Annotated in this window: 22 protein-coding genes; 5 read left to right on the top strand and 17 right to left on the bottom strand. The window is 47.5% G+C overall.

Going from position 1 to position 15,643, the window contains the following annotated elements; all coding sequences use genetic code 11:
* The 7 genes from WHS43_07530 to WHS43_07500 form a co-directional block, all read right to left on the bottom strand.
* The gene (locus WHS43_07530) at positions 1 to 240 is read right to left on the bottom strand and encodes a hypothetical protein (GenBank protein MEJ5339489.1); all 240 of its coding nucleotides are present in this window, start codon (positions 238 to 240) and stop codon (positions 1 to 3) included.
* Between the two features lie 26 nt (positions 241 to 266).
* A complete protein-coding gene (locus tag WHS43_07525; GenBank protein ID MEJ5339488.1) occupies positions 267 to 479 on the bottom strand; it encodes a DUF3276 family protein in 213 nt (70 codons plus the stop codon).
* A 21-nt stretch (positions 480 to 500) separates the two neighbouring features.
* Positions 501 to 1,040 (bottom strand): Uma2 family endonuclease, encoded by a 540-nt coding sequence (locus tag WHS43_07520; GenBank protein ID MEJ5339487.1) that lies wholly within the window; start codon positions 1,038 to 1,040, stop codon positions 501 to 503.
* On the bottom strand, positions 1,040 to 1,585 hold the full coding sequence (locus WHS43_07515) for a Uma2 family endonuclease (protein MEJ5339486.1): 546 nt from the start codon (positions 1,583 to 1,585) through the stop codon (positions 1,040 to 1,042). Before WHS43_07515 ends, WHS43_07520 begins: the two co-directional genes overlap by 1 nt.
* Positions 1,586 to 1,633: 48 nt before the next feature.
* Positions 1,634 to 2,143, bottom strand: a complete 510-nt coding sequence (tpx, locus tag WHS43_07510) for a thiol peroxidase (protein ID MEJ5339485.1) — start codon at positions 2,141 to 2,143, stop codon at positions 1,634 to 1,636.
* Between the two features lie 143 nt (positions 2,144 to 2,286).
* Positions 2,287 to 2,829: a Uma2 family endonuclease gene (locus WHS43_07505; protein ID MEJ5339484.1), complete on the bottom strand. Its 543-nt coding sequence runs from the start codon at positions 2,827 to 2,829 to the stop codon at positions 2,287 to 2,289.
* Positions 2,829 to 3,365 (bottom strand): Uma2 family endonuclease, encoded by a 537-nt coding sequence (locus WHS43_07500; protein ID MEJ5339483.1) that lies wholly within the window; start codon positions 3,363 to 3,365, stop codon positions 2,829 to 2,831. The genes WHS43_07505 and WHS43_07500 overlap by 1 nt, the downstream gene beginning before the upstream one ends.
* 43 nt (positions 3,366 to 3,408) lie before the next feature.
* On the opposite strand from WHS43_07500, the gene WHS43_07495 reads away from it, so the two are divergent.
* The 5 genes from WHS43_07495 to WHS43_07475 all read left to right on the top strand — a co-directional run bounded on the left by WHS43_07495 (position 3,409) and on the right by WHS43_07475 (position 7,092).
* The gene (locus WHS43_07495) at positions 3,409 to 3,879 is read left to right on the top strand and encodes a prepilin-type N-terminal cleavage/methylation domain-containing protein (GenBank protein ID MEJ5339482.1); all 471 of its coding nucleotides are present in this window, start codon (positions 3,409 to 3,411) and stop codon (positions 3,877 to 3,879) included.
* Between the two features lie 67 nt (positions 3,880 to 3,946).
* Complete coding sequence (locus tag WHS43_07490) at positions 3,947 to 4,411, top strand: GspH/FimT family protein (protein ID MEJ5339481.1); 465 nt, start codon at positions 3,947 to 3,949, stop codon at positions 4,409 to 4,411.
* Positions 4,408 to 4,737, top strand: a complete 330-nt coding sequence (locus WHS43_07485) for a hypothetical protein (protein ID MEJ5339480.1) — start codon at positions 4,408 to 4,410, stop codon at positions 4,735 to 4,737. The genes WHS43_07490 and WHS43_07485 overlap by 4 nt, the downstream gene beginning before the upstream one ends.
* 10 nt (positions 4,738 to 4,747) lie before the next feature.
* Positions 4,748 to 5,575, top strand: a complete 828-nt coding sequence (locus WHS43_07480) for a prepilin-type N-terminal cleavage/methylation domain-containing protein (GenBank protein ID MEJ5339479.1) — start codon at positions 4,748 to 4,750, stop codon at positions 5,573 to 5,575.
* A gap of 5 nt (positions 5,576 to 5,580) precedes the next feature.
* Complete coding sequence (locus WHS43_07475; protein MEJ5339478.1) at positions 5,581 to 7,092, top strand: hypothetical protein; 1,512 nt, start codon at positions 5,581 to 5,583, stop codon at positions 7,090 to 7,092.
* A 151-nt stretch (positions 7,093 to 7,243) separates the two neighbouring features.
* Here the strand turns inward: WHS43_07475 and WHS43_07470 are convergent, their stop codons facing one another.
* The 10 genes from WHS43_07470 to ppsA form a co-directional block, all read right to left on the bottom strand.
* Positions 7,244 to 7,552 carry a type II secretion system protein gene (locus WHS43_07470; protein MEJ5339477.1) on the bottom strand — a complete coding sequence of 103 codons (309 nt, stop codon included), beginning with the start codon at positions 7,550 to 7,552 and terminating at the stop codon, positions 7,244 to 7,246.
* Between the two features lie 55 nt (positions 7,553 to 7,607).
* Positions 7,608 to 7,931 carry a prepilin-type N-terminal cleavage/methylation domain-containing protein gene (locus WHS43_07465; GenBank protein MEJ5339476.1) on the bottom strand — a complete coding sequence of 108 codons (324 nt, stop codon included), beginning with the start codon at positions 7,929 to 7,931 and terminating at the stop codon, positions 7,608 to 7,610.
* Between the two features lie 205 nt (positions 7,932 to 8,136).
* Entirely contained in the window at positions 8,137 to 8,268 is a 132-nt protein-coding gene (locus WHS43_07460) for a hypothetical protein (protein MEJ5339475.1), read from the bottom strand.
* Entirely contained in the window at positions 8,265 to 8,519 is a 255-nt protein-coding gene (locus WHS43_07455; protein MEJ5339474.1) for a hypothetical protein, read from the bottom strand. Before WHS43_07455 ends, WHS43_07460 begins: the two co-directional genes overlap by 4 nt.
* A gap of 28 nt (positions 8,520 to 8,547) precedes the next feature.
* Positions 8,548 to 10,527 carry a pilus assembly protein gene (locus WHS43_07450; GenBank protein MEJ5339473.1) on the bottom strand — a complete coding sequence of 660 codons (1,980 nt, stop codon included), beginning with the start codon at positions 10,525 to 10,527 and terminating at the stop codon, positions 8,548 to 8,550.
* A complete protein-coding gene (locus WHS43_07445) occupies positions 10,524 to 10,757 on the bottom strand; it encodes a hypothetical protein (GenBank protein ID MEJ5339472.1) in 234 nt (77 codons plus the stop codon). Before WHS43_07445 ends, WHS43_07450 begins: the two co-directional genes overlap by 4 nt.
* Positions 10,754 to 11,494 (bottom strand): hypothetical protein, encoded by a 741-nt coding sequence (locus WHS43_07440; protein ID MEJ5339471.1) that lies wholly within the window; start codon positions 11,492 to 11,494, stop codon positions 10,754 to 10,756. Before WHS43_07440 ends, WHS43_07445 begins: the two co-directional genes overlap by 4 nt.
* A gap of 3 nt (positions 11,495 to 11,497) precedes the next feature.
* Positions 11,498 to 12,148 carry a hypothetical protein gene (locus WHS43_07435; GenBank protein MEJ5339470.1) on the bottom strand — a complete coding sequence of 217 codons (651 nt, stop codon included), beginning with the start codon at positions 12,146 to 12,148 and terminating at the stop codon, positions 11,498 to 11,500.
* The gene (gene pilM, locus WHS43_07430; protein ID MEJ5339469.1) at positions 12,145 to 13,008 is read right to left on the bottom strand and encodes a pilus assembly protein PilM; all 864 of its coding nucleotides are present in this window, start codon (positions 13,006 to 13,008) and stop codon (positions 12,145 to 12,147) included. The genes WHS43_07435 and pilM overlap by 4 nt, the downstream gene beginning before the upstream one ends.
* A complete protein-coding gene (gene ppsA / locus WHS43_07425) occupies positions 13,005 to 15,560 on the bottom strand; it encodes a pyruvate, water dikinase (GenBank protein ID MEJ5339468.1) in 2,556 nt (851 codons plus the stop codon). The genes pilM and ppsA overlap by 4 nt, the downstream gene beginning before the upstream one ends.
* Between the last annotated feature and the right edge of the window lie 83 nt (positions 15,561 to 15,643).

The following is a 15,643-nucleotide window of genomic DNA, read 5'->3' as shown; positions in this document are numbered from 1 at the left end:
TTATCGCCTTCTGGTAAACTTAAGCAGCTTTCCATCCCTTGCATCTATCACCGCAGTGCCCTCAGACCCCCTAACTCTGTAGAAACACTCTCCCGTTTTTCTGTTCTGAGATAGCTGAGCGGACTGGACATTCCCCACATGTTGCCTTGCGTTGTTTATTGCCTGTTCAAGACTTATGGAGGGTCTACAATCTTCAAGGGCAAAGCTGGCCATTGGTAAGAGAAAGAGAAGCAACTTCATGCCCCAACCTCCTGCGAATTGTCTGTTTATTTCACCTCTTTCATCTTGCCCAGGGCTTCCTGCAGTGCCTGCATGAACTCTTCTGCCCTGTCCTCAAAGACCATTAGCCTGTTCTTCTTGTCCTCAGTCTGCTCTGTGATTATCAGGTAGGCAGAACCGTCCCTGCCCTTCTTAATGTCAAAAAAGTAAGTCCTTTTGCCAGCGTTCAGCTTCTTTGAATAGAGCCTTTCCCTTTCCACGATAAAACCTCCTCCCTTCTATTATAAGGTAAATACCTCTTCCACATCCAGCTCAAAGCCCTCGAGAACCTTTGACTTTACCCTACCCTTCTCTGTAGCGTAAGAAAAAAGCTCATAACCCTTCTCTGTAAGCTCATAGACCATTATGGTCTTTTCTAAAGGAAAGACAAGCCAGTATTCTTTAATGCGGTGTTTTTCGTAAATTTTCATCTTATCGGTTATGTCTCTTTTGAGGGTGGAAGGTGAAACCACCTCCACCACAAGGTCTGGTGAGCCGTGTATTCTGTTGCCTACTTTGGAAGTATCTGATACATAGACTATATCCGGCTGAAGCACCATATCTTCTGAAAGCACCACATCAATAGGTGATGCAACTACAAATCCAGTCTTTCTGCTATCTACCCATGAAAGCATGTTTGATGCAATCCTCAATACTACCAGTTGATGCATAAAGCTCGGCGCCGGCATTTCGTAGACCTCCCCGTCAATGAGCTCAACCCTGCTCTCCTCTGGATAGAGTTTAAAAAACTCCTCAGCGGTCAGCCTTGTTTTAACCTCCATCACAGACCTCCAAAAAGCTCTTCCACCTCCAGCTCAAAGCCCTGCAGGACTCTTGACTTTACTTTGCCCTTCTCTGTGGCATAGGAAAGGAGCTCATAACCCTTTTCTGTAAGCTCATAGACCATTATGGTCTTTTCTAAAGGAAACACAAGCCAGTATTCTTTTACACCATATCTCTCGTAAAGCTTCATCTTATCTGTCAAATCCCTTTTGAAGGTGGAAGGCGAGACTATTTCCACTACAAGGTCCGGAGAGGCGTATATCCTGTCTCTAACTTCTGAAAGGTCTGACATATAGACAATGTCCGGCTGGAGAACCGTATCCTCTGAAAACACCACGTCCACTGGAGAGATAAAGACCTCACCCTGAATATCCTGCTTCATAATTAATTCCTGCATACTCCTTGAGATGTAAAAAAGCACTCTCTGATGGTGAACACTTGGCGCGGGCATCTCGTAGACCTCCCCTTCTATGAGCTCCACTCTGGACTCTTCGGGATAGAGTCTGAAAAACTCCTCTGCGGTGAGCTTTGTTTTTGTTTCCATAAGGTTAAATATAGGCTGGATGGGGGCAGAAGCCCCCATGTTAAAGTATTAGAGAAGTTCCTTTACCTTTGAGACCACCTCATCGTAATTGGGCTCCTGAGTGATTTCGGGCACAAGCTGTATGTAGGCGATTTTGCCCTCCCTGTCCACTACAAAGACAGCCCTTGCAAGAATGCCCTTGAGGGCACCCTCAGATATTAGGACGCCATACTTTTCCATATCCCTGTATCTGAAGTCAGAAGCCACCACCACGTTGCCTATGTTGAAGCTCTCGCAGAACCTCTTCTGTGCAAAGGGCAGGTCCATGGATATGACGCATACCGCAACTCCGTTCATACCAGCCATGAGCTCGTTGAACTTTTTTGTCTCCGTCTCACACACGGGGGTATCAAGGGATGGAACGGTGACTATGACCTGCACCTTATCGCCGGGACCTCCCACAGCTATCTCCTGAAGGTCTTTTGTAACTACGTATGCCACAGGGGCATCGTCTCCCACCTTGAGAGCAGGTCCACACAGAGCAACGGGATTGCCCTTTAGGTTAACAGTCTGTGCCATGATTTTACCTCCTTATGGGTTTTGCTCTTATTTTAAGGGCTGTGAAAGGCTTCTCATAATGATTTATATCAACTGGAGAAGCGGAATTCAGGCTCTTGGCTACGCTATGTGTAAGGGCTGGACGGGTCTGAAGATATAAGTCCTTAAAACCCTTCAAAAACTTCTTCTACAGCAAGCTCAAAACCCTCGAGAACTTTAGACTGGACTTTTCCTCTATCTGTTGCTGACGAATAGAGCCTGTAACCTTCTGATGTAAGTGTGTAAACGATTATAACCTTTTCAAGTGGCAGAACAAGCCAGTATTCCTGTACCCCGCTCTTTTCGTATATTTTCATTTTATCAGTCAGGTCTCTTATGATTGTGGAAGGTGAGACTATCTCAACAACCAGCTCTGGCACCCTGTCTATTCTCGGGCTAGAAAAGGAGAATTCCCTTGCCCATACCACATCCGGCTGAAGCACTGTATTTTCCGAGAAGACAACATCAACCGGAGCCACAAACACATTACCGTAAGTCCTTTCCTTCACGAAAGACTTCATGGCAGAAGCAATCCTCATCAGAATTTCTTGATGTATAAGGCTCGGTGCTGGCATCTCATAGACCTTCCCTTCAACAAGCTCTACTCTGGACTCTTCCGGATATAGCCTGAAGAACTCCTCAGCGGTCAGTTTTGTCTTTGCCTCCATCACAACCCTCCAAACACCTCCTCCACTTCCAGCTCAAAGCCCTCAAGAACCCCTGACCTGACCTTTCCTTTTTCTGTGGCATAAGAAAAGAGCTCATAACCCTTTTCTGTGAGCGTATAGACCATTATGGTCTTCTCTAAGGGAAACACGAGCCAGTATTCTTTCACTCCGTGTTTTTCGTAAATTTTCATCTTGTCGGTTATGTCCCTTTTAAAGGTTGAAGGAGACACTACCTCCACCACAAGGTCTGGAGAGCCGTATATTCTGTCTCTTACCTTTGAAGGGTCAGACACGTAAACTATATCGGGCTGGAGAACGAGGGTCTCTGAAAGTACCACATCAATGGGTGATGGAACTGTTCTGTCCCTTGCCTCTGGGTGCTTCAGAAGAGCTGAGAGTATCCTTACCACTATGAGCTGATGCTTAAAGTTGGGTGCCGGCATTTCGTAAACCTCCCCTTCAATAAGCTCCACTCTACTCTCTTCCGGGTAGAGTTTGAAAAATTCCTCAGCTGTGAGTTTGTTTTTTGTTTTCATGTATTAAAATATAAGCCGTAAAAGCTCTGGAGGTAAAGCAGTCATGGGGAGAAGAGGGTTAAGTCTCGTTGAGCTTTTTATAGCAATTACTATAGTGGCAATACTTGCGGGCGTAGCCATACCCCTCGTGGGGGAGTACTACAGGGCATACAAATATAACGAGTATGTGCTTCAGGTAGAAAGCACCATAAAGTGGGCAAGACTCATAGCCATGGAAAGGGGCATAAATGTGGGCATATGCGTGCAGAGCAACATGCTCACCCTTCACGATATGGGGACAAGGAGGTCTGGCATATGCAACGGAGATGGGATGAGAAAAGTGGAGATAATGGACAACTTTGTCCAACTGAATGCCACGGGTGGAGGCTCAGCCTTTGACCCGAGAGGATTTGCCATATTTAGCAGCACCGTGTTCGTCAGGCGAACTGATACTGAGCGATGTGAATGCTACACCTTACAGCCTCTAAGGGGGCTTATAAGAAGGGGAACATGCACTGGAACCAACTGTCAGTAGTTTCACGATGCCTTCACGCAGAGTATCTTTCGTAGCCTTAAACTAAATGTGCAAGGAAGGTGTGGAGATGAAAAAGGGCTTTAGCCTCATAGAACTTCTCATAGTGGTGGCTATCATCGCCATTCTTGCGGGCATAGCCATACCCTTTGTAAGGGAATACTACAGAGCTTACAAGTATCAGGAATACGTGCTTCAGGTAGAAAGCACCCTCAAGTGGGCAAGAATGGTTGCAATAGAAAGGGGTGTAAACACAAGCATATGTCAATCAGGAAATGGAATTGCCGTCTATAATATTGGAGTATCAAGAAACTTGACATGTGGTGGAGATGTAGTAAGAAGTGTAAGTGTTGCAGAGTCTGACGCCCAATTTGTGCAGATAAACGCTAATGGTGTTACCGGGTTTGACCCGAGGGGTCTCGCCATAAACACCTCTGATGCCACAGTAGATGTGAGAAGAACAGATACAGGAAGATGCGTAAGATACACCATAAGGGGCTTTGGCCCATCAATAGTAAGGGGGTCATGTCAATGAGAGGCTTTACTCTCGTGGAAGGTCTTGTGGCGGTGCTCATAACCTTTATAGTTGCCGTGGGCATAGCAGGGCTTCTTACTTTCTTCGGTATATACAACAGGCAGAACATACTTCAGACCTGTTTAGTGCAGGCGGCGAGCTCAGCCATAGAAGCATGCAGAGGTGGAAACGCTGTGGGCAACATACAGTGCAATCGCTTTAATGTATCAATCAGCGTGAGTGGAAGCTGTAATCCCCGTATCAATTCCTGTAGCACTGTGACCGCAACAGCATCCGCTGAGGGCAGGAGCTTCAGTCTTACAGATATAGTGTGCAGATTTGATTGAGGTGAATGTCATGAAAAACAGAGGTATATCTCTCGTTGAACTTCTTGTAGCCATAGTGGTTGCTACCATCATACTTGGCGCAGTGGCAAGCATGTTCATAGGCTCAAACAGAGCTTTCAGGGGGAACAGGGATGTTTCTGAGATGAGCGAGGATGTAAGGAATGCTATAACCACCCTTGAGTTCCTTTTCTCAAGATGGGGGGCTGGAGTACCCTGCCCTGGAAACACTACAGACCAGAACAACGTATGCAACATAAACCCCAATCTCATACCCCCCTGCAACAACCAGTATCCACCACAGGACCCCATGTGTATGGACATTGCAGGTAGCTCGGTGACCTTTTATGCCAACCTTTACGGAATAGGGTTTGTAAGAGCCGTAAGCGGTAACAACGCAACTGTGATAAGTTGCAGGCTAAACACCGGGGCAAATCAGAACTGCTATTATGTATGGCACAACGCAAGAATAAAGCCGGGATATGATAACAACGGGCGACCTGTAGTGGTCTCTCTTGGGGGCTCACTGAATCAGCCAGACTGTATGACGGGTATGAATACGGTAAGCATACCTGCAAACCTGGGGAACAATGTCAACCTGGGAGCCGGGGACTACATAACCCGTGTGCCACACAGAATCACCATACGTATGGATGGTGATTGGCTCGTGATGGACAGGGTGGACATGGCTGGCAACTGCACGGATAACGAGAACGCAGTCCGAATAGGAAGGGTTCAGAACTTCAGCGTGCAGGCTCAGGGCAGGTCTGTCAGGGTGGATGCCACCTTCCTCAGTGCAGACGGCAGGCAGTATCAGATAACAAGGTATTACGGGAGGTGATAGCCATGAGAGAAAAAGGCTTTGCTCTTGCCACAACGCTCGTGATAGCGGTTGTGGTGCTTATCATGGGTATGGCGGGCATGTATATGACGGAGATGGGCTTTAGGTCCATAACCTCTGAATCCAGATGGCATCTTGCAGAAAAGGCTGCGAACGCAGGAATAATGGAGGCAACAAGAAGAAGATTTGATGGCGCTGAATGTGCAAACATTGGTGGAACAATGAACTACAACGGTGCAAGCGTAGAGGTTCAGACAGCTGATGCGGGCGGTGCATGTTTTGTGTGGTCAAGGGCAACTATTGGAAACGCAAGGGTGGTCAAGGTTGCTGTGCTCACAGCAAGGACCTATGCAAACCTTGGAGCCGCCAACTTTTTAGAGCTTGATGGCATAAATCTTGGTGGCTCCGGAGCAATAGCCAGCTGTGAAGAACAGTGCAGGACGTCGGCTCTTCTGACAGGAAATCTGGTGCAGAACCCACCAAGAGAAAACGAGGTTCAGAGATGTCCGAATAACCCGCGAGGAACAACAGCCCTTGTGGACCCTTATGTACCCAGCGCCTTTCCCCCTGGAACGGACCTGACAAGAGATGTCTTTGACGGAGCAAGAAACAGAGCTGAGCTTCTTGACCTCTTATCAAGAAACTTCGGAGTGAGCTTTGCAACCGATGGAAGACCAAGCCTCTCAACCGCCGGACTTCCACAGGAATGCGTTAACAACAACTTCAGCAGTTGCACTGCCTCAGGAAACACAATATCCTGTGGCTCTGGAAATAACGCTGTAAGCTTTGTATGGAACGGCACCGCCTACGAAAAAAGACAGGGCAACGCCACCCAGGCCATATGTGAAAGGGTAAACCTTGGAAACAACGCAAATCTTAGCTTTTCTGGAACATTCACCGGTGGAGGTGTAGTCTCGGCCAGCAACGTAAACCTTGGAAATGGAACAGTAAACGGCCAGAATCTAACGCTTGTTGCGAGTGGCAGAGTGGAAGATGGTGGAAATGGTCTTAGGGTCAACAATGTAAACGTCTTTGCGTACAACATCCATCTGAATGACCGGAACATAAGATGGAATGGCGGTCTTTTATACACTGGCGGAGGGAATGCCACGAGCTGTTCAGACCCGCCAGCAAACGGTTGCTTTTACATAGACCTCAACTCACAGAGTGCTCTCGGTTCCGAACAGAATCCTGTTCTCATAATAACCGACAACAACATGGTCATAAGCAGGAATGGCACGGCGGAGATAAACGGTCTTGTTTTCGCAACCAGCAACAGCAGACAGTTCTCCATAGGTTCTGGAAATGGAACCTTTGACATAAACGGGATGTTAATAGTCAATTCAACAGGTCAAAACGCCAACAACAGGATAGACATAAGCGGTAACTTTGAAATATGGTTCAATTCTCAGGTCGTAAGGAACCTCAGCAACATGTTCAGCTTTGTGAAACCACCGCTCTGTGCCAACGTGACCGCTGGAGTGCCCTTCATTCAGACAAAGACCACCACCTACTGAAAGGCACGGGACCCTCTGCGGTCCCTTATATTCTTCAGACCCATCCCAGACCAGGCTAATAGTCATCAAGAATCAGTCCCTGTCTTCTGTATATCCTGAAAAAGAAAGGGAGGAAACCTGCAGGTTTTAGATAGATTATTTAGAATCAAACCTACTGACAGCTCACAGAACCGCCATCACCGAGGGTGCATGTAACTGAACCCACAAGTCCAGAAACTGTGCAGGTGCAGGATGAGCCATCAGCAGAAAGAGTACAACCTGCAGGTGGAGTGTATGGGTCGTTTTCTACTGTTGAAGCTGAATATTCCGACAGACAGACTCTGGCATTAGCCAGTGCAGAAGCCCTGTAGGACTTTCTTATGGCATCTCCAAAAAAGGCGATGGCAATGGAAACAAGAACAACAAGAATGGCAATTGCCACAAGAAGCTCAACGAGTGTAAAACCCCTCGCCGTTCTCATTTTCAACCCCCAAAAGCAAAAAAGCCCCCGGATGGGGGCTTAGGAAAGATTCATATTACTGGCAGTTCACTCCGCCCTGAGCGACTGTGCATGTAGCGCTCTGCTGTCCTACAGTGCAGGTGCAAGAGGTTACATCTCCTTGACAACCGGCTGGAACTTGCGTGCTTACACCTGCCTCAATTGCTGCATAGGCTGTGAGGCACTGTCTTGCGTTGGCTATGGCTGCTGCCTTCTGTGACCTTTCCCTGTACTGGTCGAAGGCTGGTATGGCTATGGCTGCAAGTATGGCTATGATGGCTATGACCACAAGAAGCTCAATCAGGGTGAAACCCCTGTTTGCCTTTGCTGACCTTGCGGTCGCTTCGTAGATTGCTCTCATGGTAAACCCTCCTTTAGAGTATTTCCTCCCCTGCCCGGGCATTCGGAGGATGATAATAGTTTACTCCGCATATGAGATATGTCAAGAGACTTCACGAAAATTTCACGAAAAAGGGCTACTCCACGTCCCCCTTGTGGGAAACCTCAAGCACTTTGTATAAAAGCATACGGATTTCTCTTATTTCCTCCTTTAGTTCTGTAAACCTTCAGTCCATATCCTGCCTGAGCTCATCAATTCGTCTATTGGTATCGTCTATTCTCTTATTCAGCGGGCTCACTGCAATACCTACTACTACAGTGATGGCAGATATTATGGTTATTACCTCTGTGAGGTTCATTCCTTTTCCTCCTTGTGAGGCACCTCAAGGACTTTGTAGAGGAGTAAACGAATCTCCCGTATCTCTTCCTTCAGCTCCGTGAACCTCCTGTCAGTGTCCTGCTTGAGTTCTGTAAACCTCCTGTCCATGTCCTGCCTGAGCTCGTCAATACGCCTGTTGGTATCTTCTATTCTCTTATTTAGCAGACTTACCGCTATGCCAACAACCACAGTTATAGCAGAGATGATGGTTACAACCTCTGTCAGGTTCACCGCATCCTCCACCTATAAATATAAGCCCCTACTGGCTTATAAGGGTGGGCTGTATAAAGATAAGAAGCTCAGAATCCTCTTTCTCCGTCCTCTGCTCCATAAAGAGCCACCTGAAGAAGGGAACTCTCATGAGACCAGGAATGCCTCTTTCTGTGGTTTTGTCCAACGCCTTGACAAGTCCCCCGAGCACTACGAGGTCTCCATCTTTTACTATCACCTTTGTGTCCGCCCTCTGGCTCTGGACAGTGGGTATGTCAAAAACAGAACCCGTCTCAAGTTGTATCTGTTCAAGCTTGACTATTTCAGACTTGTTAATGGTTATATCCAGCATGAGATTACCCTCGGGCAGGATAACAGGTGTCACGGTAAGGTAAACCGGTATTCTCTTGTACTGTATGTCCACTGTAGCTGTTCCACCGGGCACCACTGTGACTCTTCTGATAGGGAATTCAAGAACACTCTGTATTATTGCAGGCTCTCCGTTCAGTGTTACTACCACAGGCTTTGAAAGCGTCTTTGCCTTCTGCACCTGCTCGTAGGCGGAAAGTCTCAGGTTTAGTGCGTTCAGAATACCCCTCTGGAAGGTAAAGGCGAGTATGCCACCGGGAGTTGTGGAAAGACCCGGAGAGAGATATTGAGGTACTCCAAAGAGCGTTCCAGGCGCTGGAGACACACCTATTCCCAGATTGGAGCCACCTCCACCACTCCAGAATTGAGGCACCCTTGCTTGAGAGAGAAGAGCGTTCCAGTTTATACCAAGCTCCCTCACCGCACTGGAAGAGAGTTCCACAACCCTTGCCTCTATCTTTATCTGAAGTGGTTGTTCTGAGACAATGTCCCTGTACCTTTCCATAACTCTGTATACCACGTCCGCATAGTCTCTCACTATGACCGCATTCTGGAATATTACCCTTGCGGACTTGTCTTTTCTGTATTCAGGTCCTATTCTTGCCAAATCCTCAGAATCTGGAAATCTGTCACCTATACGCACGCTGTCACCCCTCTGTCCCGCAGGTGCCTGAAGCACCCTCTGAATCTCCTGCTGTCTCTGCTGAAGTTGCTGGAGCTGTTGCTGAAGCAGCGTCCTTTCCTCAGGGGTTGCTTCTCTGAGCCTCTCCGCTATTGCCTGTGCCCTCTGCTGGAGCTCTCTTAGCTCCCTCTCCTCAGCCACTGTTACCGCAATACCAGTTCCAAGAATGTAGACCTCGCCTACTTCTGATAGCATTGGTTGTATTATCCTTCTGAATTCATCCGCAGGCACATACTTTACATAAAGAGCTTTTGTAAGAATGGGCTTTTCTATTCTTGTATCCATTACATACTTTTCAAGGGCTTTTTCCACCCTTTCAAGGTCGCTCCTGCGGGCTGAAATTATAAGGGCGTTGAATTCTGGAGCTTCAGTTATGGTCATGTCTTTTATCTTTAGCTCCTGAAGGGCCTTTGATATGTCTTTGTAGGATATGTCCCTTCTTATGTAAAAGACTCTGGTGATGTATTCTTCTTTTACCTCCGCCCGAAGGCTTGCCCTTTCAATATCCTTTTGAAGTTTTCTGAGCTGTTCTATCTTTGAGATTTCGTCTCTCACAAAGACCTTTTTGAGTGTCCTGTCTATGACAATTTCTGCGGAGGGGCTCACTCTTGCCTTCAGGAGGTCTATAAGTTCCTTTACCTGTGTATCTGTATAGCCAGCTATATCAAAGGTTATGTCTCCTGCCTTCGTTATCCTGAAAACTTTCGTGTCTGCTGGCACGGCTATAAGCCCGTGGGTTTTCAGAACTATGTTCATAGCCTCGCCGACCGGTACAGGTCTGTATATGGCAACACTCACGGTCTTCTGAAGCTCCTGAGATATGGCAGGGTCAAATATTATGTTCATGCCCGAAACTTCAGAAAGTGCCTTGAGGACTATCTCTAACTTCACGTTCTCAAACCTCATCTCCCTTATGGTCTGGGAGTATGAGAGACTTACAAAAAGAAGAACAGTCAGCAGACTCAGCAACCTTTTCATTTCCTACCTCCTTCCCTTGGTTCTTCGGTCTTTTTCATGAACTGAGCGGGATTTTTGTCCACTTTTACCGTTCTTACAGAACCGTCCTTGCCCTCAACAACCACATAGTTTTCAACCTTTCCACCCCTTTCCACCACTATGTAGCCCACAGCACCCTCAAGGCTCTGAAAGGGTTGCTGAGAATAGGAGAGACCTGTTATGGAAAGAAGAGTAATAATAAGTTTTCTCATAGCTCCTTTCCCTCCTTTATGAGTAAATAAAGGTTTATTTCTGTCCTGACCCTGTTGCCTTCGTTGATGAGGTTGAGGCTGGAAGGGTAGGATATTATACCCTCTTTTCTGAGCCCTTCAAGGAAGTTTCTGACCCCTCTGTAGTCCCCGGTCAGGGAGAGCTTCAGCTCACTTCTGAGAAAAGCCACGCTTTCCACTTTCTGTTGAGGCTGTTGTACGGGCTGTTGTGCAGGCTGTTGTTGTGCAGGCTGCTGGGCTTGCTGCTGAGCCTGCTGACCCTCCTTTGGCTTTGGAACCTCCTTTACGAGCTTCTTTTCCGCATCCTGAGCCAGGTAGTATTCAACCTTTTCAGGTTTTGTAACCTGCATCCCCAGTATGAGCACTCCGCTTTTTCTGGCTATGTTACCTATGTTTCTGAGCACGATACCCATGTCCTTCTCCGTGGGTATTTCACCCACAAGGTTAATGAGCTCCTCATACTTTTTTGAGTATTCTGCCCTCAAATCCTCCTCCTGCCTTTTCAAACCCTCCATTATCTTTGGGTCTATACCAGCCTTTATCCTCTCTATATCCGCCTTAAGATTCCTAACATCCATCTCAAGCTTGCTTCTTTCATCAAGAGCCGGCGTGACCATCATAAACCAGAGATAGAGAATGAGAGCAAGGGGTATTAATATAAGAATGGCGTACCTCTGCCACGGTGGAAGCGCCTTAAGCTGTGCTACGAGCCTCTCCATATCTTACCTCCCTTCCTGAAGCTCTCTCTCTGTATTCAGCTTTATGCTGTAGTATTCAAAACCATGGGGATTGAGTTTTCTCTCCAACTGTGTGAGCATTACCCTCTGAGAGCCTGTCCCGAGGGTCTTACCGTAGTTGCTGAGGCTGTTGTAGTCAAGGGAATTAACTTCAAGCTCTGTTACGAGCATCTGCCTGTCCAGGTCAAGGTTCTGCCTGTAAGAGCTGACCCATGAAGCCTTTGGCACGTAAGAGGTGTAGAAGAGAAAGCCCGAATTGAAAGGTTCGTAGTAAGATTTCAGCCCAAGAATTATATCCTTACTCCTCTCAATATCCTGAATCTCCTTCTTTATTCTTGCTATTCTTTCCTCCACAGCCTTTTTCTCATCAAGAAACCTCTTTGCCTCTGTCTGAAGCTTTACCTTCTCTGCGTTCAGCCTGTTAAGCTCAGCTTTTAGGGCATCCACATCCTGATTTACCTTCCAGTAGTATCCAAGAACTGCCACAACTCCAATCCAGAGCACAATCCCTGCGTAATACTCGCCGCCCGCCTTGAATAGGTCCCGAAGCCTCAGTCTTCTGATGGCTGCGATGTCTACGGCTACAGCCTTCTCAGGTCTTTCTTTCCTCACCCTCGCAAGGTTTATCTTAATCATCCTTCCATCCCCCTTATACTTAGTATATACGGAATAAAGAAGTTTGGCTTAACCCCCTCAAGGTCCAGAAGCCCCAGTATGGGAAGGTTTTCCATTATTCTGGTAAGCATTTCCTCCTCTGCAATTATGGGTCCTGCCACATACATGCTGGAGAGGTCGTTGAGGACAACTATGTTTCTTATCTCAGCAAAGAAGCTCTCAAGAGATTCCTCGTCTCTGCTTTTGAGAAATTCTGAAAAGCTCCAGTAGGTCACGTAGTAGCTTATGTTGGTGGGTGAATAGGTGGTGAGTATGGAGTAGTTGTAATCAATGTAAAGAACAGAGAAGGGCACAGGAAGCCTGTGATAGAGTCCATAGTTTATGATGGCCACCACCTCATAGTCCAGTGAATGGAGCTTTAGACCCGCAGACTGGAGCATGTTTCTTATTCCTTCAACGGTTTCCTTGCGTGAAAGAACAAGGACAACACCAATCTGTTTGTCTCCTGGACTCGGCTCGAGTATAAAGTAGTCATAGTAGGTTTCCTCCTTCATGGCGGAGAGCTCTCTCTTTATAGACCACTCTATGGCACTCTGGAGGTCTTTTTTACTCATGGCTGTGGGATACTTGTAGAACTTGAGAAGCCCATCGTTGACGGGTATGCAGGCAACTACCCTTTTGCCAGAAAGTCCGTGCCTCTGAACAAGCTCCTTCAGCACCCTTTCCTTATCCCTCCCCTCAAGGCTTACCTCAAGAGGCTCAGATGCTGGCTTTCTATCCTTTCCCAGCTCCAGTAGCCTTATAACCCTGTCTGTAAAGTGCATGCCAACAACGGTCTTTACTCCCCCCAGTATGGGCGGAAAGGCAAGGCTTATGTTCATGGCACCATCTCCCTCATTCTGTTTTCTGCATCGGCAACCACAAGCATGGTTTTTAGCACTGAGTCTGGGTTCAGGGATATGCTGTCTATACCCTGCTCCACAAGAAAGACGGCAAACTCAGGAAAGTCTGAAGGTCCCTGGCCGCATATTCCCACCTTTCTTCCCTTTTCCTTGGCAACCTGTATCAGGTGGGCTATGAACCTCTTTACCGCCTCATTCCTCTCGTCGTAGAGGTGGGCAACAAGACCCGAATCCCTGTCAAGTCCGAGGGTGAGCTGTGTGAGGTCATTGGAACCTATGGAGAAGCCATCAAATATCTCTGCAAACCTGTCTGCAAGTATGACGTTGCTTGGAAGTTCAGCCATCACATAAACTTCAAGACCATTCTCCCCCTTCCTCAGTCCATATTCCTCCATCACCTTAAGCACCCTTTCTCCCTCCTCGGGTGTTCTACAAAATGGTATCATAACTTTTGTGTTTGTCAAGCCCATCTTGTTACGGACCCTAAGGATTGCCTGGCACTCAAGACCAAAGGCCTCTTTGTATACCTCAGAGTAATACCTTGAAGCACCCCTCCAGCCCAGCATGGGGTTTTCCTCTTCCGGCTCAAAGAGCTCACCACCTATGAGCCCCCTGTATTCGTTGGACTTGAAGTCTGAAAACCTAACTATAACGGGGTTGGGATAAAAGGCGGAGGATATCTTTGCAACTCCGTAGGAGAGCTTCTTTACAAAATACTGGGCCTTGTCCTCGTATCCAAAGGTCAGGCTTTCTATGTCTTCTATGAGCTTCTGAAGGTTGACCTGCTTCCTGTCCTTGCCCTTCGCAAGTTTTTCAGACAGCGGTGGCTTTGCATACCTGTATATTACGCCCATACTCACGTTGCCCCTGTCATCCAAAAGACCCTGCGTTCTGAGATCCTGGTAGAGCTCTCTTATTTCTCCATAGTGCAGAAGGGCAAGGGGATGGACCTTTATGTAATTGGCTATTATGAACTCCTCTCTTGCAAGACCAACACCGTCGTTGGGCAAAGAAGAATATCTGAAAGCAGACTCAGGATTGCCCACGTTCATCATTATCTTGGTGCTGGTCCTTGGCAGGTTCTGAAGGTTTATCTCCTCCACCTCAAAGGGCACATAACCTTCATAGACATAACCAATCTCACCCTCCGCACAGGAGAGGGTCACTTCCATGCCCGTTTTGAGTATCTCCGTTGCCTTGTGGGTGCCAACCACGGCGGGGATTCCCAGCTCTCTTGCCACTATGGCTGCATGGGCCGTTCTTCCACCCCTGTTGGTTATTATGCCCATAGCCTTCTTCATTACGGGCTCCCAGTCTGGGTCTGTTATGTCGGTAACCAGTATTTCCCCTTCCTGAAACTGCCCTGCATCCTTAAGGTCATGTATGACCCTTACCTTTCCATGGGCTATCTTGTCACCAACGGCAATGCCGTATACGATTCTCTTCTTGATTCTTTCCTCTATGGGCTGAGTGAACTTGTAAACCTTGAGAATATTCTCCTCCCTTCTTGAGTGGACCGTTTCCGGTCTTGCCTGCACCACAAAGAGCTGGTTCAGGATACCATCCTTTGCCCATTCTATGTCCATGGGCATCCACCTTCCGTTCCTTCTTGAGTAGTAGTCCTCTATGAGAATTCCCCATCTGGCAAGCTGAAGAATCTCGTCGTCAGAGAGGGCAAACTGCTTCTGCTCCTGAAGGGATACATTTACCACCTTTACCCTCTCCTGTCCTGTGCCGTAGACCATCTTTCTATCCTTCCTTCCGAGCTTTTTCTCAATTATTGCCGAGTATCCAGCCTGAAGTGTGGGCTTAAAGACCATATATTCGTCTGGGGTTACCATGCCCTGCACCAGAAGCTCTCCAAGTCCGTAGGAGGCATTTATTACCACCACATCCTTGAAGCCAGATTCTGTGTCAAGGGTGAACATTACACCAGAGGCACCCATGTCTGACCTGACCATCTTCTGAACTCCCATGGCTATGCCAACCCTGAAATGGTCAAAGCCAAAGGATTCTCTGTAGGATATGGCTCTGTCGGTAAAGAGGGAGGCAAAGCCATTCTTTACCGCAGTGAGCACGTTCTCCGCTCCCACCACATTCAGGTAGGTTTCCTGCTGTCCTGCAAAGGAGGCATGAGGCAGGTCTTCTGCAGTGGCTGAAGAACGCACCGCCACATCAACGGCAAAGGAGCCATACCTTTCCGAAAGCCTCTGATAGTATGTCTTTATTCCCTCTTCAATCTCCTTTGGAAATTCTCCACCCTTTATGAGCTCTCTTATCTGATGGCCTCTTTTTGCAAGGTCCACCACGTCCTTTGGGTCAAGCCCACGCAGGATTTTTCTTATCTCCTCTTCAAGGTGGTTATACCTTATGAATTCATAATAGGCTTCAGAGGTGACCACAAAGCCATAGGGCACGTTTACACCAAGAGAGGACAGGTTTCTTATCATCTCACCAAGAGAGGCGTTTTTGCCCCCTACCAGTGGTATGTCCTCAATGCCCACTTCATCAAGCCAGACAAGATGCTTCATGCCTTACCTCCGCAAAGAAATTTTCAAGTTTTAAGAAATTTTCAAGTTTTTTAGGGTTTTTCACAGGTATTCCCAGGGCTATC

It is taken from the genome of Aquificaceae bacterium, assembly GCA_037481935.1.
Taxonomy (GTDB): domain Bacteria; phylum Aquificota; class Aquificia; order Aquificales; family Aquificaceae; genus Pampinifervens.
The sequence above is the reverse complement of the archived record's forward strand: the minus strand, read 5'-3'. Positions and strand labels throughout refer to the sequence as shown.

Coding starts and splice junctions, on each gene's coding strand:
- WHS43_07435 (MEJ5339470.1), bottom strand. CDS start 12,148: ATGATTAAGATAAACCTTGCGAGGGTGAGGAAAGAAAGACCTGAGAAG.
- WHS43_07505 (MEJ5339484.1), bottom strand. CDS start 2,829: ATGGAGGCAAAGACAAAACTGACCGCTGAGGAGTTCTTCAGGCTATAT.
- WHS43_07465 (MEJ5339476.1), bottom strand. CDS start 7,931: ATGAGAGCAATCTACGAAGCGACCGCAAGGTCAGCAAAGGCAAACAGG.
- WHS43_07480 (MEJ5339479.1), top strand. CDS start 4,748: ATGAAAAACAGAGGTATATCTCTCGTTGAACTTCTTGTAGCCATAGTG.
- WHS43_07460 (MEJ5339475.1), bottom strand. CDS start 8,268: ATGAACCTCACAGAGGTAATAACCATAATATCTGCCATCACTGTAGTA.
- WHS43_07495 (MEJ5339482.1), top strand. CDS start 3,409: ATGGGGAGAAGAGGGTTAAGTCTCGTTGAGCTTTTTATAGCAATTACT.
- WHS43_07490 (MEJ5339481.1), top strand. CDS start 3,947: ATGAAAAAGGGCTTTAGCCTCATAGAACTTCTCATAGTGGTGGCTATC.
- WHS43_07475 (MEJ5339478.1), top strand. CDS start 5,581: ATGAGAGAAAAAGGCTTTGCTCTTGCCACAACGCTCGTGATAGCGGTT.
- ppsA (MEJ5339468.1), bottom strand. CDS start 15,560: ATGAAGCATCTTGTCTGGCTTGATGAAGTGGGCATTGAGGACATACCA.
- WHS43_07445 (MEJ5339472.1), bottom strand. CDS start 10,757: ATGAGAAAACTTATTATTACTCTTCTTTCCATAACAGGTCTCTCCTAT.
- WHS43_07440 (MEJ5339471.1), bottom strand. CDS start 11,494: ATGGAGAGGCTCGTAGCACAGCTTAAGGCGCTTCCACCGTGGCAGAGG.
- WHS43_07530 (MEJ5339489.1), bottom strand. CDS start 240: ATGAAGTTGCTTCTCTTTCTCTTACCAATGGCCAGCTTTGCCCTTGAA.
- WHS43_07515 (MEJ5339486.1), bottom strand. CDS start 1,585: ATGGAAACAAAAACAAAGCTCACCGCAGAGGAGTTTTTCAGACTCTAT.
- WHS43_07500 (MEJ5339483.1), bottom strand. CDS start 3,365: ATGAAAACAAAAAACAAACTCACAGCTGAGGAATTTTTCAAACTCTAC.
- WHS43_07485 (MEJ5339480.1), top strand. CDS start 4,408: ATGAGAGGCTTTACTCTCGTGGAAGGTCTTGTGGCGGTGCTCATAACC.
- WHS43_07520 (MEJ5339487.1), bottom strand. CDS start 1,040: ATGGAGGTTAAAACAAGGCTGACCGCTGAGGAGTTTTTTAAACTCTAT.
- tpx (MEJ5339485.1), bottom strand. CDS start 2,143: ATGGCACAGACTGTTAACCTAAAGGGCAATCCCGTTGCTCTGTGTGGA.
- WHS43_07450 (MEJ5339473.1), bottom strand. CDS start 10,527: ATGAAAAGGTTGCTGAGTCTGCTGACTGTTCTTCTTTTTGTAAGTCTC.
- pilM (MEJ5339469.1), bottom strand. CDS start 13,008: ATGAACATAAGCCTTGCCTTTCCGCCCATACTGGGGGGAGTAAAGACC.
- WHS43_07470 (MEJ5339477.1), bottom strand. CDS start 7,552: ATGAGAACGGCGAGGGGTTTTACACTCGTTGAGCTTCTTGTGGCAATT.